The organism is Devosia sp. P3_B2, from assembly GCF_056402875.1.
The window spans coordinates 25,152-45,178 of the sequence record NZ_JBFUGO010000009.1; the positions used below are offsets into that span (position 1 = coordinate 25,152).

Genomic DNA, 20,027 nt, shown 5'->3' on the forward strand with positions numbered 1-20,027 from the left:
ACCTACGCTTCGCCGTGATCAATGGTGGTGCGGATGGATTCTCCAGATATCTCCGTGCGGCTCAGGCGGCAGGCCGACCTCTTCGAGGCGCCGGCGATAGCGCCATACGAGGGGAGATACTCTCGAATCCCGGGCATCCAGTGGCTGATCGAGGAAGTCGAGGATCTCGGCCTCCGCCGGCACGATCCGCCACCAAGAGTAACCCTCGCCATGCCTGGCCCCGCGGATGGCGAGAGCGTCCGGCTGGCCATCCGGGGATATTGCGACGAGCAGATCGAGGAGAGCCGGTGGCAGCTCAAGATGCTGCGTCGCTCGGGGTTCGAGGCCCTGCGCATCGGCCTCGTGCTGCTGGCCGTCTGCGTGCTGCTCTCGACGACCGTCGGCTATATGTCGTTCCTGCCCGAGTACATCCGCCTGGTCGTGAGCGAGAGCCTCGCCATCGCCGGCGGCGTCTCCCTGTGGCGACCGCTGGAACTGCTGGGTTTCGACACCTGGCCGCTGATCGGGCAGGTGCAGGTGCTCGAGAAGCTTCGCGCGGCCGATATTCGCGTCGTCGAGACCGATCAGGCCGAGGGCGCTGCGCGTCCAGCGTAGTGCCGCCCGGATTTTCGCTTGGTCTGCAACGAGCGACACCCGTTAAGGTGCCCGTCGATACGAGGACCAGGGGACCATCGAATGCGGTTCGATCGGCAGGCGATCTATATCACCGGTGCAGGGCACGGCATCGGCCGCGCGATTGCGCTCCGCCTGGCGGCCGAAGGCGGATCGATCGCGGTCTCGGACATCGACGCAATAGCGGCCGAGGAGGTCGCCGGGGAGATCGTGGCGACCGGCGGCAGGGCATTCGCTACGACCTGCGATGTGACCGACACTGCATCCGTCGAGGCGTCGTTCGCTGACGCCGTCGCGCGGCTCGGTCATCTCAACGTGCTGGTCAACACCGCCGGCGGCGACTGGGACGAGCCGGTGTTTGGCGAGATCGCCGACGAGCTCTGGGACCGCAAGATGGACGTGAACCTGACCGGAGTGGTCCGCTGCATCCGCGCGGCCCTGCCGAGCCTGATCGCGGCCGGGCCAGGAAGCAACGTCGTCACGATCGGATCGATCAACGGCAACGTCGCCGTCGGCGGATACGCCTACTCCGCCGCCAAGGCAGGGCTGGAGATCCTGACCAAGAACCTCGCCGTCCGCTACGGGCGGCACGGACTGCGCTTCAACGTGGTCTCACCAGGTACCATCCGCACCCGCAACTGGATCGGCCGGGAGGAAGACCTCGGAAAGCTCGCGCGCATGTACCCGCTTGGTCGCGTCGGCGAGCCGGCAGACGTCGCCGCGGCGGTTGCCTTTCTCGCTTCGGCCGATGCGTCCTGGATCACCGGCGTCAACCTGCCGGTGGAGGGCGGCATCATGGCAGGTCCGCTCAACGCCTTGGTGGTGGACGACTAGCCGCAATCACGCCGTCGGCGCGGCGCTTTCCGTGTATTGCCGGGTGTAGCGCCCCTTGAGGCTGGTCAGCACTTCGTAGCCGATGGTGTTGCCGGCGTCGGCGTGGTCGTCCACCGTCACCTGCTTGCCGATGATTTCAGCCATCTCGCCGGGCGCGGGCGGCTGCGGCAGGTCGGTGATATCGACGCCGATCATATCCATCGAGACGCGGCCGACTACGGGGCAGGCCTGGCCGCGGATCACCACATGCGTGCCGCGGTGATTGTTGGATGAGCTGAGCGAGCGGAAGAAGCCATCGGCATAGCCCAGCGCCACGATGGCGAGGCGGCTGTCGCGCGACATGGTCTGCAGCGCGCCATAGCCGACCGTCTCACCGGTCTTCACGTCCTTGGTCATCAGGATCGGCGCCTCGAGTGTCACCACCGGCGCCATCGGGTTGCGCCGGCCGGCAACGGCGCGGCCGCCATAGAGCGCGATGCCCGGGCGGACCATCTGGAAATGGTTGTCGCGGTTGCTCATCAGCCCGGCCGAGTTGCTGAGCGATGCCGGAATGCCGGGGAACTGCGCCATCACCGAGGTGAACAGCGCCAGCTGCGTGCGGTTCTTCTCGTGCGCCGGGGTATCGGCGCAGGCGAGATGGCTCATGATCATCTGCGGCGCATAGCCGATCGAGTCGACCAGCCGCTTGACGATCGAGGTTTCGTTGAGCCGGAAGCCGAGCCGGTTGATGCCGGTGTCGAAATGCAGGGCCGCCGGCAGCGCCTGGTTCGAGGCGACGCAAGCCTGCAGCCATTCCTCGAGCATGGGGATCGAAGCGAGGCACGGCATCAGCCGCTCGCCCACATAGAGCGGCGCCGAGCCGGGAAACAGCCCGTCGAGGATGAAGATGTGGCTGTCCTCGGGGAGGGCAGCGCGGACGGCGATGCCCTCATCAGGGGTGGCAGCAAAGAAAAAGCGCGCGCCGGCCTCATAGAAGGCGCGCGAGGCTTGGGCGATGCCGGTGCCATAGGCATCGGCCTTCACCACGGCACCGGTCAGTGCCCCGCGGCTCACCTTGTCGAGCGCCTGCCAGTTGCGCTTCAGCGCACCCAGGTCGACCGTCAGCCGCCCGCCGTAACCGGTCGCAATGGCCGGTGCCGCCATCACTATTCCATCCTCTCGGGCAGGTAGTCGGCGCGCGCCAGGTTGCCAAAGCGCGTGTATTGCGCCTCGAAGCTGACCTGCACGGTGCCCGTCGGGCCGTGACGCTGCTTGCCGATGATCACTTCGGCGCGGCCATGCACTTTTTCCATTTCGCCCTGCCACGCCAGATGTTCCGGCGAGCCCTCCTTGGGCTCCTTGTTCTTGAGGTAGTACTCCTCGCGATAAACGAACAGCACCACGTCGGCGTCCTGCTCGATAGAGCCGGATTCGCGCAGATCCGAAAGTTGCGGATGCTTGTCGTCGCGATTTTCGACCTGTCGGCTCAGCTGGCTGAGCGCGATGATCGGCACTTCGAGTTCCTTGGCCAGCGCTTTAAGCGTGGTGGTGATTTCCGTGAGTTCCTGCACGCGGTTCTCGCTCGATTTCTTCGACGAGCCCGAAAGCAGCTGCAAGTAGTCGACGATCAGCAGGTCGAGGCCCTTCTGGCGCTTGAGGCGCCGGGCCCGAGCGGCGAGCTGTGCCACCGAGATACCGCCGGTGTCGTCGATATAGAGCGGCACCTGCGCCATCAGGTTCGAGGTGTCGACCAGTCGGTTGAACTGGCTCTCGTGGATGTTGCCGCGGCGAATGTCGGACGACGAGATTTCGGCCTGCTCGGCGAGAATACGGGTGGCCAGCTGCTCGGCGCTCATTTCGAGGCTGAAGAAGCCGACATGGCCGCCATCGACGGTCTTGGTATGCCCGTCGGCCAGCACTTCGCCCTTGAAGCTCTTGGCGACATGGAAGGCGATGTTGGTGGCGAGCGAGGTCTTGCCCATCGCAGGACGCGCCGCGAGGATGATCAAGTCGCTGCGCTGCAAGCCGCCCATCAGCCGGTCGAGATCGGTAAGGCCGGTAGCGGTGCCCGACAGCGTGCCGTCGCGGCCGTAGGCTTCGCCGGCCATCTTGATGGCTTCGGTCAGCGCCTGCGAAAAACTCTGGAAGCCGCCGTCGTAGCGGCCCTTCTCGGCAAGATCGAAGAGCTGCTTTTCGGCTTCCTCGATCTGCTTGTTGGCCGTCGCGTCGACATCGGAGTCGTAGGCGACCTGCACCATCTCCTCGCCGATCTGGATCAGGTTGCGGCGGATGGCGAGATCGTAGATCGACTGGCCATAATCGGCGGCGTTGATGACCGTGGTGGCTTCCGCCGCCAGTCGCGCCAAGTACTGCGGCATGGTCATCTCAGCGGTCAGTTGCTCGCCGAGATAGGTCTTGGCAGTGACGGGCGTTGCGGTCTTGCCGGCGCGGATGATCTTGGCCAGCACTTCGTAGATGGTGCGGTGGATCGGCTCGTAGAAATGTTCGGGCACGAGGAAGTCGCTGACCCGGTAGAACGCCTCGTTGTTGACGAGGATTGCACCCAGCAAAGCCTGCTCCGCCTCCACATTGTGGGGGGCGAGGCGGAAGCCCTTTTCGTCTTCCGGACGCAGGCGATGCACGTTGTTGTCGGCCATAGCGACTCGGATACTCCCCCGCTCGTTAAGGTTTGCTTTACCAGCGGCAGACGCCGCGACGAGTATCAAATGTGACGCAGCGGTGACCGAATCGGGTCACTACCGCGATGCCTGTGGTTAGTGTTGAAAGCGGGGGAAACCAAGGCGGCGCCAAGCCGCACGCATTGCAAATCGGCGCGTCCCTCAGGCGGCCGAGTCGCCGTCCTTGTCCAGCGTCGCGATTATCCGGCGCAGCATGTCGTAGAACAGGGGCCGCTCTTCGGGCGTCAGGGCCGCTGTCGCAAGCTGGTTCACTTCCACAGCGCTGACGAAAGCAGCTTTTGCACGCTCGAGGCCGAGCGGGGTTAGCGACACCTGGGCGCTGCGGCGATCATTGGGGTCCGGCGTGCGCCTCACCAGTCCGTCCCGTTCCATCCGGGCAAGGGTGTTGGCCATGGTCGGCTGCTCCACCGCGGCCATCTGGGCGAGGGCCTTCTGCGTCATCGCGCGCCCGTCCTGCAGGGCGAAGAACACCGGCATCGGTCCGGAATTGCCGCCCTCCAGTCGTCGCTCGATCGCCTTGGCGAACAGCCGCGCCGCCCAATTGGTGAGATAGCCAGCAGAGGTCTCGCGAACATAGGTCATTTGAATAGCTTGCTATGCAGTTGTATAGTGTGCTATGTAACTGCGGATGGGAGCCCGACGCAAGGAGATTTCGATGTCGGTCAAAAGCACTGCCAACCGCTACGGTTCGATTGCCGTCGCCATCCACTGGCTGACGGCGCTGCTGATCCTCATGCTGTTCGTGACCGGCCTGCTGGCCGCGGGCCAGACCGATCCCGCAGCCAAGCTCGCGCTGCTGCGCGCGCACATTCCGCTGGGGGTAGGGGCGCTGCTCCTCACTCTCCTGCGCATCGTCTGGTGGCTGGCCGCCGACCGCCGCCCGGCGTTGCCGGCTGATCAGCCGGCCTGGCAGCAATGGATGGCAAAGGCGGTACACATCGCGCTCTACGCGATCGTGCTGGAATCCGCCGCGAGCGGCATCGCCACCATCGTGCTCTCGGGCGCACTCCCGGCGATCCTCGGCAGCGCCGTGCTGCCGGATCTCGAGACGGTGCTGCCCCGGACGGTCCACGGCATCGGCTCCAAACTGATGCTGGGGCTGCTGGCGCTGCACATCGTCGCGGCGCTCTACCACCAGTTCATCCGCAAGGACCGGCTACTGGCGCGCATGGGCGTCGGGGCAGCATAGACTTGCCGCGGCGGATGCCGTCGAGCATCCTACCAACGGGCTGTTGGAGGGGAAGTCGATGCGACTGGGTCATGTACTATCAGTCTTGGCAGTGGCCGCGGGGTTGGCACTCGCGGCTGCACCCGTTCAGGCGCAACTCAGCGCCGAGAACCTGCTGACAAACCTGCCGGAGGGATTTGAGATCGGGTTCCAGACTCGTCAGGGGACGATGGACATGATGGAGTTCGTTCCCAGGGGCGAAACCGTCGAAAATTGGTCGACGATGGTGACCGTGCAAATCCTGCACGACGCAGACGACGCCGACCCGGGCGCCTTCGCCCGCAACCTGGGCCAGAACTGGCAGGGCGCCTGCCAGGGTAGTTCGGTGAGCAAGCTCGATACCGGGGAAACGAACGGCTTCGCGTTCGCGCTCTGGCACTATGCCTGCCCGCTGAATCCCGGAACGGGCAAGCCCGAGGCTATGTGGCTCAAGGCGATCGCCGGGGCGGACGCGCTCTATGTGGTGCAATATGCCTACCGCGCCGCCTCCACCAAAGAGCTGGAACAGCCGGCGCTTGCCTACCTCGCTAAGGCCTCCGCCTGCGACACACGGCGCGCCGATCGCCCCTGTCCGGCGGGGATGTAGCGACCGGCGGACAAACAAAAAGGCCGGGATCGCTCCCGGCCTTCCGCATTCGATTGTGAGGCGTTCTTACTCTTCGTCGCCGAAGGCTTCGGCGGCTGCCGAGCCGACTTCGGCCTGGCCGGCGGCGAAGGCCTCGTTGGCTTCGTCGTCGTAGTTGATCGCGGTGAGGTCTTCACCCTTCGACTGACGCTCGGCTTCGTCTTCCGAACGAGCGACGTTGACGGTGATGGTCACGGCGACTTCGGCATGCAGGTGCAGCGGCACGGTGTGAACGCCGACCGTCTTGATCGGGTTCGCAAGGTCGACCTGCGAACGCGAAACGGTGAAGCCGTCCGAGATCAGCGCGTCGGCGACGTCGCGCGACGACACCGAGCCGTAGAGCTGGCCGGTTTCGCCAGCCTGGCGGATGATCACCACCGACTTGCCGTTGAGGCCCGAAGCGATGCCGGCAGCGGCCTCGCGGCGTTCCTGGTTGCGCTTCTCGATGTCGGCGCGATCGCGCTCGAAGCGCTTGCGGTTGGCTTCGGTGGCGCGCAGCGCCTTCTGCTGCGGGAGCAGGAAGTTACGGGCAAAACCGTCCTTCACCGACACTTCGTCGCCGATGTGGCCGTGCTTGCCGATACGCTCGAGGAGAATGACTTTCATGATGCTTTCCTATGCTGTCCCGTTCACGAGTGAACGGTTAGGAGCCGCCGACGATCGGCAGCCCCAACCAATCCCGAACCGTTCTTACTGAACGGCGTAGGGCATGATGCCGATGAAGCGGGCGCGCTTGATGGCCTTGGCCAGTTCGCGCTGCTTCAGGGCGGAGACCGCAGTGATGCGGGAGGGGACGATCTTGCCGCGCTCGGACACATAGCGCTGCAGCAGGCGAACGTCCTTGTAGTCGATCTTCGGCGCGTTCGGGCCCGAGAACGGGCAGGTCTTGCGGCGGCGCTGGAACGGACGGCGGGCCGTGGTCGTGGTCAGGTCTTTGATGGCCATTTGGCTTATCCCTTTGAGTGGGTCGCATTCCGAACCGGAAAAGCGCTAGCGACTTTTCCTGGAATACTCCCGAGCAGTTCTTAGAAGCGGCGCGGGCGGCGGTCGCCGCGGTCGAAACCACCACGGTCGCCACGCGGGCCACCCGGACGGTCGCCACGGTCGTCATCGCGATCGCGCTTCTGCATCATGGCCGAGGGGCCTTCTTCCAGCTCGTCGACGCGGATGGTCATGAAGCGCAGGATGTCTTCATTGATGCCCATCTGGCGCTCCATCTCGGCGATCGCAGCGTGCGGAGCGTCGATGTTGAGCAGGGTGTAGTGCGCCTTGCGGTTCTTCTTGATGCGGTACGAGAGCGACTTCAGGCCCCAGTACTCGTTCTTGGTAACCTTGCCGCCGCCGTTGGTGAGCACTTCGGTCAAAGCCGTCGTCAGCTCTTCCACCTGCGTCGGGGAAACGTCCTGGCGAGCCAGGAAAATGTGTTCGTAAAGGGCCATAAGCGCCTTCCTTCAAGTTGGTTCACAACACATCCCACTCGGCGCGGAGCCCCTTTGAAGCCGGAAAGGCACCAAAGCAGTCTTCTAAAGAGCGGGAACACGGGAGGACGGGCGAACCCTATCTGTTGCGACCCGCGAGCGCATAGCGTCGCACTTGGAGGAAACAACAAACCCTCCGTTCAGCCCCCGGCCGAACGAATGTGAGGCGGGCTATAGGGGAAAAGGGCGGGGAACGCAAGCGATCCGGCCGAGACCCGTGGGGCCGCTCCGGGAACAAATCAGCCGATGCCTCCTTAATACCAGGAGGAGAACATCATGACCGATCCGAAGAAGCCCCTTCCGCCCGCCGAGCCGCCCGACAAGGTGTCCCCCGATTTCCCTGACACCGACCAGCCGATCAGGGAACTGCCGGAAGGGCAGTTGCCTGGAATGCCCGTCTGGCGCGATCCGCTCTTGAACCCGGGCCCCACGCCGTCCGAGCGCGAGACGCCGCCGCTCGATTGAGTCCTCAGCCTGCGACGCCGGCCGCGCGTACCTTCGGCACTTCATAACCCTGCGACACCAGCAGCGACGTGATCGACGGCGTCAGCGCCCGGCAACCGCAGTTGAGCGCGTGCTGGTAGTGCCATTCGGCCCGCTGCTGCTTGGTCGGGTTGGTCGGCATCCGGTGCGCCTGATGCCATTCGGCGTTGGTCTTCCCCATCGTGCGGCCTCTTTCATTGTCGCCCCATCTTGCGCTAGGCAAGCCGTCGGCTCCACTGATGCTAACCTTGTCTGGACCGTTATGACCACCATCGATACCGTCGCGCCTGCCGCTCCCGATCGCCATGCCGTGCGCGCGGCCGAAGTGGTGATCCGCCCCCACATCCGGCGCACTCCGGTGATCGAAGCGCCGGCAGCCGATTTCGGGCTGGATGGTGTGCCGTTCTCGCTCAAGCTGGAATTCATGCAGCACTCGGGCACGTTCAAGGCGCGCGGTGCCTTCGCCAACCTGCTGATCCGCACCGGCGCCGAGCGCGGCGTGGTGGCGGCCTCCGGCGGCAACCACGGCGCGGCCGTGGCCTATGCGGCGCAGAAGCTCGGCATCGCCGCCCACATCTACGTGCCGCGCATCTCGTCACAGGCCAAGATCAACCGCATCCTCCAGTATGGCGCTGAGATCACCATCGGCGGCGACAGCTATATCGATGCCTACGAGGCGAGCCATGCGTTCGCCCTCGAGAACGACCTGCTCGAGGTCCACGCCTACGACATGTTCGAAACGCTCTGCGGGCAGGGCACCGTCGGGCTCGAATGGCTGGAGCAGGCCCCGGGGCTCGATACGCTGCTCGTCGCTGTCGGCGGCGGCGGCTTGATCGGTGGCATCGCCGCGGCGGCGGCCGGCCGCGTCCGTATCATCGGGGTCGAGCCGGAGAACGCGCCGACGCTGCACAACGCCATCGAAGCGGGCCGTCCCGTCGACGTGCCGGTGAGCGGCGTCGCCGCCGACAGCCTCGGCGCCCGCCGTATCGGCAACTTGAGCTTCGCCCTCTCCGGCTTCATCGACCGCTCGGTGCTGGTCACCGACGAGGCGATCGTCGCGGCGCAGAAAACCATCTGGGACGTGCTGCGTGTCGCCGTGGAGCCCGGCGGCGCCGCAGCGATGGCCGCCGTGCTCTCCGGCCGCTACGTGCCGGCGCCCGGCGAAAGGGTCGGTGTACTGCTCTGCGGCGCCAACACGGCGGCGGTGAAGTTCGACTAGCCGCCTTGACATTGCCTCACCCCTCCGGCACACGCCGCCGCCAACTGGACGCCTGTCCGGGCGGGGCATAGGCTCGGCCTCAAGCACCAAGAACAACAGCGGAGGCCACCAACTTGACCAAGCGCGCATTCACCTATCCCGGCCAGGGCAGCCAGGCCGTCGGCATGGGCAAGGACCTCGCCGATACCTACCAGGAAGCCCGCAACGTCTTCGCCGAAGTCGACGACGCGCTTGGCCAAAAGCTCTCCGCCATCATGTTCGATGGGCCGGACGAGACGCTGCGGCTGACCGAAAATGCGCAGCCGGCGCTGATGGCGGTGTCTGTGGCGGTCACCCGCGTGCTGGCGAGCCGGGGCTTCGACCTCAAGGATCACGCCGCCTATGTCGCCGGGCACTCGCTGGGCGAATACTCGGCGCTGGCGGCCGCCGGCGCGTTCAGCCTCGGCGATGCAGCGCGGCTGCTGAAGATCCGCGGCCAGGCCATGCAGCAGGCCGTGCCGGTCGGGCAGGGCGCCATGGCGGCGATCCTCGGGCTCGACCTCGAAACCGTGCTGCGCGCCGCCAATGACGCCGAGGACGGCGAAATCTGCGGCGTCGCCAATGACAACGCCCCCGGCCAGGTGGTGATCTCCGGTCATGTCGGCGCCGTCAATCGCGCCATCGAGCTGCTGAAGGCCGCCGGCGCCAAGCGCGCCCTGCCGCTGCCGGTGAGCGCGCCATTCCATTGCGCCCTGATGCGCCCCGCCGCCGATGCGATGGAGCACGCTCTGAACCAGGTGACGGTCAACACGCCGGTGGTGCCTGTTGTCGCCAACGTACTGGCCGCTCCGATCTCCGACCCCGAAGAAATCAAGAGGCGCCTCGTCGAGCAGGTGACCGGCATGGTCCGCTGGACCGAGTGCGTCAACTGGCTGGTCAAGGACGGCGGCGTGACGCAGCTGGTCGAGCTCGGTTCGGGCAAGGTCCTGAGCGGCCTCGCCAAGCGCATCGCGCCGGAAACCCCGGCGGTGTCGATCGGTGCACCGGCCGATGTCGACGCCTTCCTCGCCGTTGTCGGCGCCTGAATCAGTTTCTCCTGAGGAGTCCGCAAATGTTTGATCTCACGGGCAAACGCGCCCTCGTTACCGGCGCCTCGGGCGGCATTGGCCGTGAAATCGCGAAGGCGCTGGCCGCGTCCGGTGCACGGGTCGCGCTGAGCGGCACGCGTGTTGGCGCCCTCGAGGAGACCCGCGACCTGCTGGGCGGCGGTGATCACCCGATCCTGCCGACCAACCTCTCCGATCTCGACGCGGTGGATAAGCTCATCCCCTCGGCCGAGGCGGCGCTGGGCGGCATCGATATCCTCGTCAACAATGCCGGCGTCACCCGCGACAACCTCTTCATGCGCATGAAGAACGAAGAGTGGGACGAGGTGCTGGCAGTGAACCTTACCTCTGCGTTCCACCTCACCCGCGCCGTGCTACGCGGAATGATGAAGCAGCGCTTCGGCCGTATCATCGGCATCACCTCGGTCGTCGGCGTCGTCGGCAACCCAGGGCAGGGCAATTATGCTGCGTCCAAGGCCGGTCTCATCGGCATGAGCAAGGCGCTGGCCTACGAAGTCGCCTCGCGCAACATCACGGTGAACACCGTGGCGCCGGGCTTCATCGGCTCCGCCATGACCGACGAATTGAACGACAAGCAACGCGAGAGCATTCTGGGTAAGGTCCCGGCCGGCCGGCTCGGTGCCGCCGACGAGGTTGCCGCCGCGGTGGTGTTCCTCGCCAGCAACGAAGCGGGGTACATCACCGGCCACACGCTGAACGTCAATGGCGGCATGGTGATGCTTTAATCCTATTGCCAGTGCCGAAGGCTGGGGAAACCGGGCCTTGCACAATATGGCAATGGCGGGGGAAGTATGTTACCTCCGCCCCTGATTTCGGGTTTGGCCCGTACTTGCGAGGGTACGACGCCGCGCCTACAGTCTGCCGCTACCGGCGGCAAAGGTCGTGGGTCCGGACAGTTCCGGCGCCTGAGACCCGAGTACGAACGAACAACCTGACTGGTAACAAGGGAAGTCAAATATGAGCGATATCGCTGATCGCGTCCGCAAAATCGTGGTCGAACACCTCAACGTGGATGCGGAGAAGGTCGTCGATAAGGCCAGCTTCATCGATGATCTGGGCGCTGACTCGCTCGATCAGGTCGAGCTGGTCATGGCTTTCGAGGAAGAGTTCAACGTCGAAATCCCGGACGATGCCGCGGAATCGATCCAGACCTTCGGTGACGCCGTCGCCTATCTGACCAAGGCTGTCGGCTGATCGCCGACCGCTAACGGCTCTTCTTCGATGGAATTGCGCCGCGTCGTCGTCACCGGGATGGGGATCGTCAGCCCTTTGGGCTGCGGGATCGAACCGACCTGGGCCAACATTCTCGCATCCAAAAGCGGTGCCAAGCGCATCGACGACTTCCAGGTCGACGATATCGCTTGCCAGATCGCCCACCGAATCCCGTTGGGCGACCGCGCCGACGGCAAGTTCAACCCCGACGAGTGGATGGACGTGAAGGATCAACGCAAGGTTGATCCCTTCATCATCTACGCCATGGCGGCGGCTACCCAGGCCATCGAAGACGCCGGGGTCGAACCGAAGACCGAAGAAGAAAAGCACCGCATCGGTACGCTGATCGGCTCGGGCATCGGCGGCATCGGGGGCATCTACGAGACCTCGATCATCCTGCATGAGAAGGGCCCGCGTCGCGTCAGCCCGTTCTTCATCCCGGGCCGCATCATCAACATGGCATCGGGCAATGTCTCGATCCGCTTCGGCCTCAAGGGCCCGAACCACTCGGTGGTGACGGCTTGCTCGACCGGTGCGCACGCCATCGGCGACGCCGCCCGCCTGATCATGCTGGGCGACGCCGACGTCATGGTGGCCGGCGGCGCTGAATCGCCGGTCAACCGCATCTCGATCGCCGGCTTCGCCGCCTGCCGGGCGCTCTCGACCAACTTCAACGACCGCCCCGAAATGGCCTCGCGTCCCTACGACAAGGATCGCGACGGCTTCGTCATGGGCGAGGGCGCCGGTATCGTCGTGCTCGAGGAATACGAGCGCGCCAAGGCCCGCGGCGCCAAGATCTACGGCGAAGTCATCGGCTACGGCCTCTCGGGCGACGCCTACCACATCACCGCGCCCTCCGAGGACGGCGATGGCGGCTTCCGCTGCATGCAGATGGCGGTGAAGCGCGCCGGCATCGATCCGTCCGAGATCGACTACATCAACGCCCACGGCACCTCGACGCCGCTCGGCGACGAGATCGAACTCGGCTCGGTCACCCGCATGCTGGGTGATGCTGCTCCGAAGGCGGCGATGAGCTCCACCAAGTCGGCCATCGGGCACCTGCTCGGCGCGGCCGGTTCGGTCGAAGCGATCTTCTGCCTGCTCGCCATGCGCGACAGCATCGTGCCCCCGACCATCAACCTCGACAATCCGTCGATCGAGTCGGTGATCGACCTGGTGCCCCACAAGCCCAAGAAGAAGGAGGTCAACATTGCCCTCTCGAACTCTTTCGGTTTTGGCGGCACCAATGCCTCGCTGATCTTCCGCAAGGCGAGCTAAGCGACCGGACCCGGGCGCCCGCTACGGCGCCGGGTTCGTATTGATGTCATTTTTCCAGCGATAGTGCCGCGTTTGTGGAGGTTCGACCGATGGCCAACGAGCGCAGCGAGAAGCGGGCACGCAAGAAGCGGCGTGGTAGCGGCTTTCTGAGCGTGTTGAACGCGCTGCTCACGCTCGTGGTCATTGGCATCCTCGTGCTCGTCGGCATTTTCCTCTACGGCGCGAGCCAGTTCTACGCGCCCGGCGCGGTCAAGACCGAGGCGAACTTCACCGTCGAAAAGGGCTCCTCGGTGATGACGACGGCGCGCCGGCTGGAAGAGCAGGGCCTAATCCCGCAGGGCCAGCTGCTGCCGTCCGAATGGCTGTTCTGGGGAGGCGCCCGCGCGCTGAAGAAAGAGGGCGACCTCAAGGCCGGCGTCTATGCGCTGAAGCCCAATTCCTCGATGGCCGACATTCTTACCGAGCTGACCGAGGGCAAGCCGCTCGATTTCTTCGTCAACGTCATTCCGGGCGATACCTCGTTCCAGGTGGCCGAGCGGCTGAATGCAGAAGGCCCGAACCTCACCGGCGAGCCCGTCCCGGTGCCGGCCGAAGGCACGCTTCTCGCCGTCCGTTACGACTTCTTCCCCGGCGACACCCGCGTCTCGGTGCTCGAAAAGATGCAGACCGAGATGAAGAGGACGCTCGACGAGATCTGGGCCAAGCGCGACCCGGCAATCGACAGCGTCATCAAGACGCCCGGGGACCTGGTGACGCTCGCGTCCATCGTCGAGAAGGAAACCGGCCTCGAGACCGAGCGCCCGCAGGTCGCGGCGGTATTCATCAATCGCTTGAAGAAGAATATGCGGCTGCAGACCGATCCGACCGTTCTCTACGGCGTGACCGAGGGCAAGGCCGTGCTCAACCGCGGCCCGACCTCGGCCGAGCTGAAGGCCAAGAACGCCTACAACACCTACCAGATTGACGGCCTGCCGCCCGGGCCCATCGCCAATCCGGGCGAAGCGGCGCTGAAGGCCGTGGCCAACCCGGCCGCGACCAAGGATCTCTACTTCGTCGCCAAGAGCGCCAACCCGGCCGATGGACACCTGTTCGCCGAGACCTATGCCCAGCACAGGAAGAACGTGACGCTCTATCGCAAGGCAGCCGCCGAAGCCGATGCCGAGGCCGCCAGGGAAGCGCTTGAGGCCGATGAGGCCAAGGGCGCCGGCGAGACCGTCGAGCCCGCGCAATAATGGCGACACTCGCCAGCATGACCGGCTACGCCCGCGCCGCCGGCGCACTTCCGGGCGTCGGCTTCACCGTTGAGATCAAGTCAGTCAACGGCCGCGGCCTCGATTTGCGGATGCGCCTTGCCTCCGGCTTCGATGCGCTCGAGAGCGAGATCCGGCGGCTGATCGGCAAGTCCATTACCCGCGGCTCGCTGACCGTGTCGCTGAACGTCGACCGCGAGGGTGAGGGCGGCCGCGTCGTCGTCAATCACCAGGCGCTGGAAGCAGTGCTCGAAGGCTTCAAGTGGCTGGAAAGTCGCGTCGATGCCGACAAGCCCCGCCTGGACGGCATCCTCGCTCTGCGTGGCGTGCTGGAGCAGCACGAGACAGCCCTCTCGTCCGACGAGGAGGAGGCGGTGAATGCCGCTATCCTCGCCGCCGTCGAACAGGCGGTGACCGGCCTCGTCGCCGCGCGGCGGGAGGAGGGGGCTCGCATCGCCGCCATCCTCGGCGAGCGCATCGACGAGATCGCCGCGCTCACCAAGGCCGCCGAGATCCATCCCGGCCGCAGCCGCGATGCCATCCTCGCCCGCCTGCGCCAGCAGGTCGCCGATCTCAGCGAGGCCAGCCCGACCCTCTCCGACGAGCGGCTGGCGCAGGAAGCCGTGCTGCTCGCCACCAAGGCCGATATCCGCGAGGAGCTCGACCGGCTGGGGGCGCACATCGCCGCGGCGCGCCAACTGATCGCCGGCGGTGGCCCGGTGGGCAGGAAGCTCGACTTCCTGTCACAGGAATTTAACCGCGAAGCGAATACGCTCTGCTCCAAATCCAACGACGTGGCCCTGACTGCCATCGGCCTCGATTTGAAGGCCGTGATCGATCAGCTCCGCGAGCAGGTCCAGAATATCGAGTAACCCGGCGAGTGCCGCGAAGCGGCCGAGTGCTATGCGCAGGGCAAGAGGACGAAGCACGAATGGAATTCACGCGCCGCGGAGTGATGCTGGTACTCGCCTCGCCATCCGGCGCAGGCAAATCCTCGATTTCCCGCGCCCTGTTCGAGGATGACCCGAACATCGCGCTGTCGGTCTCGGTGACCACGCGCGCCCGCCGCACCGACGAGATCGACGGCAAGCACTACCACTTCATCGACGTGCCAACCTTCAAGAAGATGCGCGAGGACGGCGAGCTCCTGGAGAGCGCCGAAGTCCACGGCAACTTCTACGGCACCCCGCGCTCGCGCGTCGAAGAGCGGCTCTCGGCCGGCCGCGACATCCTGTTCGACATCGATTTCCAGGGCACGCTACAGCTCTATGAGAAGTGCCGCAGCGACATGGTGACCATCTTCATCCTGCCGCCCTCGATCAAGGAACTGCGCAAGCGCCTCGAGCGCCGGGCGCAGGACAGCGCCGGCACCATCGACAAGCGGCTGAAGAACGCCCGCATCGAAATGCAGCACTACAACGAGTACGACTACGTGCTGGTCAACGAGGATCTCGAAGATTCCACCTCGCGCGTCCGCACCATCCTCGCCGCGGCGCGCCTCGCCCGTACGCGGTTCATCCAATTGGATAAGTTCGTCAAGGACTTGCAGGACCAGATCGACTCTCTTTAGGAGCTTTGCTCAGAGGTCGCGCGCTGTATCCGCTGTCATCAAGCGGCAGTACGCTTAAGGTATTGCCTTAACTTTAGCTGCAGACGGGTGTGGATAAACCACGTCCAGCTGTGGATGGTCTGCGCGCCATAGTTCCGGAACCCCGGAATTGGGCAGAACCTACCCGGGCGGGGGACTTGAGCATGCCATTCGAAGTGAAAGCGTGCAGCATCGACGAAATGCAGCGTCATCCGACCTTCGCCGATCGGACCCAGGCCAAGGTCAAGGTGCTGCTGCGCGAGATCCGCTCCCGCGAAACGTTCGACCACAACCTAACGCTGCGCGTGTGGGCCAACACCCACGACAAGATGAGCCCGTCCGAGGTGAAGACTGCGCTGCTGGTGAAGGCGGCAACCATCCTCAAGCGGACGGTGTCGGTAGCCGAGATCGAGGTGAGCGGCGAAGGCAACGTCACGCGGCCGACGGTCAGCGGCTGAGCGCCGTACTCTCAGTTTGCGCCTTGTCCCCTTGTGGGAGAAGGCGATGGAGCCGAAACTACCGGCGCCCCAACAGCATCACGAACTTCGCGATTACCCCGGCAGCGAAGCCGAATAGCATCAGGCCGAAGGTGAACGGCCCGAGCAGTTGCGTCATGCCGGTTGGATTGGTGAGGTCGTAGCTCACATAGGCGAAGAACAGCGCGCCAAGCGCCACGACAATCCCCAGCGTCCGCCAACGCTGCGCGAACAGAGGCACTGCAACCGGTACGCAGAACGCCAGGAACGCCCCGATCAGCGCGATGGCACCGCCCATCAGCGCCGCGCCTTCGCCAGCTTCAGGAACGTCTCGACCGGCAGCACCTCAGCCCGCTCATCGCCCTTCAGCCCGCCTGCAGCCAGCAATGGCTCCATCGGCACTCCGAGCGACTTGAGGCTCTGGCGCACCATCTTGCGGCGCTGCCCGAAGGCGGCGCGGGTGACGGCCTCGAGATCGCGCACGGCCACGCCGTCGGTGGTCGCCTTCGGCTTCAGGTGTACGACGCTCGACGTCACCTTGGGCGGCGGGGTGAAGGCCTCGCGCCCGACATTGAAGGCGATGCGCGCCTCGGTGCGCCAGCCGCACAGCACGCCGAGCCGGCCATAGTGATCGTCGCCGGCCTTGGCGATGATGCGCTCGGCGACCTCGCGCTGGAACATCAGCGTCAGGCTCTCGAAGAACGGCGGCCACTGCTCGACGGTCAGCCAACGGGTGAGCAGTTCGGTGCCGATGTTGTAGGGCAGGTTCGAGACGATGCGCGTCGGCCCGTCGGCCAGCGCGGCATAGTCGATCTGCAGCGCGTCACCAGCGATCACCTCAAGCCGGCCAGGGTAGGCCGCGGCGATCTCGGCGAGCGCGGGCAGGGTGCGTTCATCGCGCTCGATGGCGATGACCTTCTTTGCGCCCTCCGCGAGCAGCGCGCGAGTCAGGCCGCCGGGGCCGGGGCCGACCTCGATCACCGTTACCGCCTCGAGCGGGCCGGCGACCCGGGCGATGCGCGCCGTGAGGTTGAGATCGAGCAGGAAGTTCTGCCCGAGCTCCTTTTTGGCCCTCAGGTCGTGCGCGGCGATAACCTCGCGAAGCGGCGGTAGATTGTCGATCTGCATGCTTGGGGGATAGCGGATTTATCGGCGAAGGCAAATGGCGCAAAGAACGGGTATTGACCTTGCCATGATGGGAAGGTGCAGGAACGGGCCATAGCCACTCTGGTTGGCCTGACTTCGAAGGAGATGAAGATGCACAAGTTCACCCTCGCCGCTGCACTGCTGCTGGCGTTCGCCGTTCCCGCCATGGCGCAGGATCATGGCGCCCATGGCGCGGCTCCAGCGGCCGACCTTCCGGCGATCTGCCTCGCCAACGCGCAGCAGGCGTCGGCCCCCATGGCCATGCAGCATGCCGCCGGCGCCGACGCGGCACATGTCGATCTGATGGACGGCATGGATGCCATGAACGCCGACATGGCCGCCGGCGGCACGGCGGCCGATATCGACGTCGCCTTCATCTGCTCGATGATCCCGCATCATCGCGGCGCCATCGACATGGCCAAGGCCGAACTGGCGCATGGCGATGACCCCTGGGCCAAGGAAATGGCGCAGGCCGTGATCACCGCCCAGGAAAAGGAAATCGCCGACATGCTTGCCTGGCTGGAGAAGCAGCCGCTGTAGGGGAGGGAGTCACCGGCCCCATCTCCCCCTAGGCGGGGGAGAAAGCGAAATCTCAGGTTTAGCCGTTTGGCTAAGCCTTAGATTTCGCAAGAGAGGAAGGGCTAAGTCCAAGAAATCGCTTTCTCTCCCGCACGGGGAGAGATGACGGAGAGATTTGTGTGCGGAACCTCTACTGCGCCGCGTTCTGCTGATGCAGCATGCCGTTGGTCAGCTGATCTGCCAGCCTGATCGCGTTGAGGAAGCTCGCATCCGACCCCTGGCCGCTGCCGGCCAAGTCGAAGGCCGTGCCGTGGTCTGGGGACGTCCTGACGATCGGCAGGCCCAGCGTCACGTTCACTGCCTCGTCAAAGGCCACCGTCTTGATCGGGATCAGCGCCTGATCATGATACATCGCGATCACTGCGTCGAAGCGGCGCCAGTGGGGCAGGTGGAACAGGGTATCGGCCGGCATGGGGCCCTCGGCCTCGATACCCTCATGCTGCAACTGGGCAATGGCCGGGCCGACCGTGTCGAAGTCTTCGGTGCCGATATTGCCGCCTTCGCTGGCATGCGGGTTGAGGCCGGCAAAGCCGATGCGGGGCTGGGCGATGCCGAAGCGGGTCCTGAGGCTGTGCGCGACGATCCGTCCGGTGCTCACCACCAGGTCGAAGGTGATCAGCGAGGGGACCTGGCTGATCGGCACGTGGATGGTTGCGGGGATCACTCGCAGCCCGTCATGCGCCAGCATCATCACCGGCGTCGGCACCACGCCGCCCTGCGCGCAAAGTGCCGCCAGGAACTCGGTATGGCCCGGATACTTGAAGCCCGCCGAATACAGCGCCGCCTTGTGAATCGGCGCCGTGACGATGCCCCGGCAGGCGCCGGTGAGGCTGGCCTCGACGGCGCGGCTGATCGCCTCGATCACCACCTTGCCGGAGAGCGAGGTAGGATCGCCCGGCTTGTCGGGGACCAGACCCTCGACATGGGCGATGGGCAGGGCGTCAGGGAAGCGCAAATTGGCCTCGAGCGGCGTGCTCTCAACCATCGACACCGGGAGGTGCAGGCGTGCGGCGCGGGTGCGCAGGAAATCGATGTGGCCGTAGACGATGAAGGGCGGCAGGCCCAGCTCGGCGCGCTTGGAATAGAGCCTGAGGATCAGGTCGGGCCCGATCCCGGCAGGCTCTCCCATGGTGACGGCAAGCGGCAAACGGTTGTCGACCAAGGCGTCCTCGCAGGTTTGGGCCGCTTGGCGTAGCCGGTTCGGCACGCCAAGCCTAGCGCCCTCTAGCACAGACTTGCTAAGTCAAAGACCGTAGTTTCCCTCGATTTCTCAAGGGGATGACAAGGGTCCGTTAGTTGTAGACGATCTTTGCCTTGCTCCTGAGCTCGGCCTTGAACTTCTCGGCTTCGGCCTTCATCGCTTCGCCGCCCTGTTCGCTGCGCAGCTTGTTCTTGACGAAGGTGGTGTCGCGCGCCTCGTTCTTGGCGCAGATGGCCAGCATCGACACACCTGCCTCGGTCACCCGCGGCTTGGTGATGCCGCCGACGTTCAGCTTGGCGAGTTCGGCAGCCAGCGCATCAGGCAACTGCGTCGCATGACGGCGGCCCATGTCGCGCACGGCGGCGTCGGTGAAGTTCAGCGACACCTGCACGGCGCTATCGCAGCCCTTGAAGGCCTTGCGGTACTGGTTGGCTTGGCCGGTGCGGGCCGAAGCATTGCCGGTCGAGCTGATGAACAGCACTTCCTTGAGGATGTAGTCGTAGCTCGAGGCCTGGTCGAGCTTGGCGGAGGCCTCCTTGTCGAGCTCGAGATCGGAGACCTTCACGCGCGACGACACGACCATCTGGCTTACCTGCTGCCAGGCGATGGCGGCGCGGAGGCGGGCGCGCATCGTGTCCTTGCTGACACCAGCCTGCTGCAGGATCTGGTTCAGCTTGTCGCTCGACACCTTGATGTTGCGGGCGACCTGCGTGAACGCGTCGTCGACCTGCTGGTCGGAAATGACGATGTTCATGCGCTTGGCTTCCTGCAGCTGCAACTGCTCGTCGATCAGTTGCTCCATCGCCTTCTTGCTGCCGCCGCCGCCCTCGAGGGCCAGCAGCTTGGTGCGCTGGGCGATCTCGATATCGGAGATCGGCACGCCATTGACCGTCACCTTGGTCGCGGCGAAAGCCGGCATGACGCTCAGGGTAAGGCCGATCAGCATTGCAGCGATGAAGCGGAGCATTGTCGTCACCATTCAGTTCTCTGGAAGCCGCCGGATCGCCCCCGGCTCGGCCATCTCAATGTTGGAA

The 20,027-nt window shown here is 65.2% G+C and carries 26 protein-coding genes; 15 read left to right on the forward strand and 11 right to left on the reverse strand.

The annotated features are described in order from the left end of the window. Positions 1-33: 33 nt before the first annotated feature. Positions 34-594 carry a hypothetical protein gene (locus AC1DV8_RS13990; protein WP_477157863.1) on the forward strand — a complete coding sequence of 187 codons (561 nt, stop codon included), beginning with the start codon at positions 34-36 and terminating at the stop codon, positions 592-594. An 81-nt stretch (positions 595-675) separates the two neighbouring features. Continuing rightward, on the forward strand, positions 676-1,446 hold the full coding sequence (locus AC1DV8_RS13995; protein ID WP_477157864.1) for an SDR family NAD(P)-dependent oxidoreductase: 771 nt from the start codon (positions 676-678) through the stop codon (positions 1,444-1,446). A gap of 6 nt (positions 1,447-1,452) precedes the next feature. Here the strand turns inward: AC1DV8_RS13995 and alr are convergent, their stop codons facing one another. The 3 genes from alr to AC1DV8_RS14010 all read right to left on the reverse strand — a co-directional run bounded on the left by alr (position 1,453) and on the right by AC1DV8_RS14010 (position 4,706). Continuing rightward, positions 1,453-2,589 (reverse strand): alanine racemase, encoded by a 1,137-nt coding sequence (gene alr / locus AC1DV8_RS14000; RefSeq protein WP_477157865.1) that lies wholly within the window; start codon positions 2,587-2,589, stop codon positions 1,453-1,455. A gap of 2 nt (positions 2,590-2,591) precedes the next feature. After that, positions 2,592-4,082 (reverse strand): replicative DNA helicase, encoded by a 1,491-nt coding sequence (locus tag AC1DV8_RS14005; protein ID WP_477151347.1) that lies wholly within the window; start codon positions 4,080-4,082, stop codon positions 2,592-2,594. A gap of 183 nt (positions 4,083-4,265) precedes the next feature. Continuing rightward, positions 4,266-4,706, reverse strand: a complete 441-nt coding sequence (locus AC1DV8_RS14010; protein WP_477157866.1) for a MarR family winged helix-turn-helix transcriptional regulator — start codon at positions 4,704-4,706, stop codon at positions 4,266-4,268. A 73-nt stretch (positions 4,707-4,779) separates the two neighbouring features. Between AC1DV8_RS14010 and AC1DV8_RS14015 the strand changes: the two genes are divergently transcribed. Together AC1DV8_RS14015 and AC1DV8_RS14020 are read left to right on the forward strand one after the other, a co-directional pair. Further along, complete coding sequence (locus AC1DV8_RS14015) at positions 4,780-5,313, forward strand: cytochrome b (RefSeq protein ID WP_477151345.1); 534 nt, start codon at positions 4,780-4,782, stop codon at positions 5,311-5,313. Positions 5,314-5,371: 58 nt separating this feature from the next. Then, positions 5,372-5,938, forward strand: a complete 567-nt coding sequence (locus tag AC1DV8_RS14020) for a hypothetical protein (protein WP_477157867.1) — start codon at positions 5,372-5,374, stop codon at positions 5,936-5,938. A 66-nt stretch (positions 5,939-6,004) separates the two neighbouring features. Here the strand turns inward: AC1DV8_RS14020 and rplI are convergent, their stop codons facing one another. The 3 genes from rplI to rpsF form a co-directional block, all read right to left on the reverse strand. Continuing rightward, positions 6,005-6,583 carry a 50S ribosomal protein L9 gene (gene rplI / locus AC1DV8_RS14025; RefSeq protein WP_477151343.1) on the reverse strand — a complete coding sequence of 193 codons (579 nt, stop codon included), beginning with the start codon at positions 6,581-6,583 and terminating at the stop codon, positions 6,005-6,007. 84 nt (positions 6,584-6,667) lie between these two features. Next, the gene (gene rpsR, locus AC1DV8_RS14030) at positions 6,668-6,922 is read right to left on the reverse strand and encodes a 30S ribosomal protein S18 (protein WP_055048535.1); all 255 of its coding nucleotides are present in this window, start codon (positions 6,920-6,922) and stop codon (positions 6,668-6,670) included. 80 nt (positions 6,923-7,002) lie between these two features. Continuing rightward, positions 7,003-7,416 (reverse strand): 30S ribosomal protein S6, encoded by a 414-nt coding sequence (rpsF, locus tag AC1DV8_RS14035; protein WP_477151342.1) that lies wholly within the window; start codon positions 7,414-7,416, stop codon positions 7,003-7,005. Between the two features lie 315 nt (positions 7,417-7,731). Between rpsF and AC1DV8_RS14040 the strand changes: the two genes are divergently transcribed. Continuing rightward, entirely contained in the window at positions 7,732-7,920 is a 189-nt protein-coding gene (locus AC1DV8_RS14040) for a hypothetical protein (RefSeq protein WP_477151341.1), read from the forward strand. A 4-nt stretch (positions 7,921-7,924) separates the two neighbouring features. Here AC1DV8_RS14040 and AC1DV8_RS14045 read toward each other — a convergent pair whose 3' ends face one another. Then, positions 7,925-8,119, reverse strand: coding sequence for a hypothetical protein (locus tag AC1DV8_RS14045; protein ID WP_477151340.1), 195 nt, complete (start codon positions 8,117-8,119; stop codon positions 7,925-7,927). An 81-nt stretch (positions 8,120-8,200) separates the two neighbouring features. On the opposite strand from AC1DV8_RS14045, the gene AC1DV8_RS14050 reads away from it, so the two are divergent. From AC1DV8_RS14050 to AC1DV8_RS14090, 9 genes are all read left to right on the forward strand, one after another. Beyond that, complete coding sequence (locus AC1DV8_RS14050; RefSeq protein WP_477157868.1) at positions 8,201-9,157, forward strand: threonine/serine dehydratase; 957 nt, start codon at positions 8,201-8,203, stop codon at positions 9,155-9,157. A 113-nt stretch (positions 9,158-9,270) separates the two neighbouring features. Beyond that, positions 9,271-10,221: an ACP S-malonyltransferase gene (gene fabD, locus AC1DV8_RS14055; RefSeq protein ID WP_477157869.1), complete on the forward strand. Its 951-nt coding sequence runs from the start codon at positions 9,271-9,273 to the stop codon at positions 10,219-10,221. Between the two features lie 26 nt (positions 10,222-10,247). Then, complete coding sequence (gene fabG / locus AC1DV8_RS14060; protein ID WP_055879302.1) at positions 10,248-10,988, forward strand: 3-oxoacyl-[acyl-carrier-protein] reductase; 741 nt, start codon at positions 10,248-10,250, stop codon at positions 10,986-10,988. Positions 10,989-11,220: 232 nt separating this feature from the next. Continuing rightward, complete coding sequence (locus tag AC1DV8_RS14065; protein ID WP_055048542.1) at positions 11,221-11,457, forward strand: acyl carrier protein; 237 nt, start codon at positions 11,221-11,223, stop codon at positions 11,455-11,457. Positions 11,458-11,490: 33 nt separating this feature from the next. Beyond that, complete coding sequence (gene fabF / locus AC1DV8_RS14070) at positions 11,491-12,753, forward strand: beta-ketoacyl-ACP synthase II (protein WP_477151380.1); 1,263 nt, start codon at positions 11,491-11,493, stop codon at positions 12,751-12,753. Positions 12,754-12,842: 89 nt separating this feature from the next. Continuing rightward, positions 12,843-13,985, forward strand: a complete 1,143-nt coding sequence (gene mltG, locus AC1DV8_RS14075) for an endolytic transglycosylase MltG (protein WP_477157870.1) — start codon at positions 12,843-12,845, stop codon at positions 13,983-13,985. Further along, the gene (locus AC1DV8_RS14080) at positions 13,985-14,875 is read left to right on the forward strand and encodes a YicC/YloC family endoribonuclease (protein ID WP_477157871.1); all 891 of its coding nucleotides are present in this window, start codon (positions 13,985-13,987) and stop codon (positions 14,873-14,875) included. The genes mltG and AC1DV8_RS14080 overlap by 1 nt, the downstream gene beginning before the upstream one ends. Positions 14,876-14,934: 59 nt before the next feature. After that, positions 14,935-15,573, forward strand: coding sequence for a guanylate kinase (gene gmk / locus AC1DV8_RS14085; RefSeq protein WP_477151335.1), 639 nt, complete (start codon positions 14,935-14,937; stop codon positions 15,571-15,573). Positions 15,574-15,755: 182 nt separating this feature from the next. Next, on the forward strand, positions 15,756-16,049 hold the full coding sequence (locus AC1DV8_RS14090) for a hypothetical protein (RefSeq protein ID WP_477151334.1): 294 nt from the start codon (positions 15,756-15,758) through the stop codon (positions 16,047-16,049). Between the two features lie 58 nt (positions 16,050-16,107). Here the strand turns inward: AC1DV8_RS14090 and AC1DV8_RS14095 are convergent, their stop codons facing one another. Together AC1DV8_RS14095 and rsmA are read right to left on the reverse strand one after the other, a co-directional pair. Further along, on the reverse strand, positions 16,108-16,365 hold the full coding sequence (locus AC1DV8_RS14095) for a hypothetical protein (protein WP_477151333.1): 258 nt from the start codon (positions 16,363-16,365) through the stop codon (positions 16,108-16,110). Further along, on the reverse strand, positions 16,365-17,195 hold the full coding sequence (gene rsmA / locus AC1DV8_RS14100) for a 16S rRNA (adenine(1518)-N(6)/adenine(1519)-N(6))-dimethyltransferase RsmA (protein WP_477157872.1): 831 nt from the start codon (positions 17,193-17,195) through the stop codon (positions 16,365-16,367). The genes AC1DV8_RS14095 and rsmA overlap by 1 nt, the downstream gene beginning before the upstream one ends. A gap of 129 nt (positions 17,196-17,324) precedes the next feature. On the opposite strand from rsmA, the gene copM reads away from it, so the two are divergent. Then, positions 17,325-17,753 carry a CopM family metallochaperone gene (copM, locus tag AC1DV8_RS14105; RefSeq protein WP_477157873.1) on the forward strand — a complete coding sequence of 143 codons (429 nt, stop codon included), beginning with the start codon at positions 17,325-17,327 and terminating at the stop codon, positions 17,751-17,753. A 169-nt stretch (positions 17,754-17,922) separates the two neighbouring features. Here copM and pdxA read toward each other — a convergent pair whose 3' ends face one another. Together pdxA and AC1DV8_RS14115 are read right to left on the reverse strand one after the other, a co-directional pair. Then, positions 17,923-18,954: a 4-hydroxythreonine-4-phosphate dehydrogenase PdxA gene (pdxA, locus tag AC1DV8_RS14110; protein ID WP_477157874.1), complete on the reverse strand. Its 1,032-nt coding sequence runs from the start codon at positions 18,952-18,954 to the stop codon at positions 17,923-17,925. Between the two features lie 130 nt (positions 18,955-19,084). Then, a complete protein-coding gene (locus AC1DV8_RS14115) occupies positions 19,085-19,972 on the reverse strand; it encodes a SurA N-terminal domain-containing protein (protein ID WP_477151329.1) in 888 nt (295 codons plus the stop codon). Between the last annotated feature and the right edge of the window lie 55 nt (positions 19,973-20,027).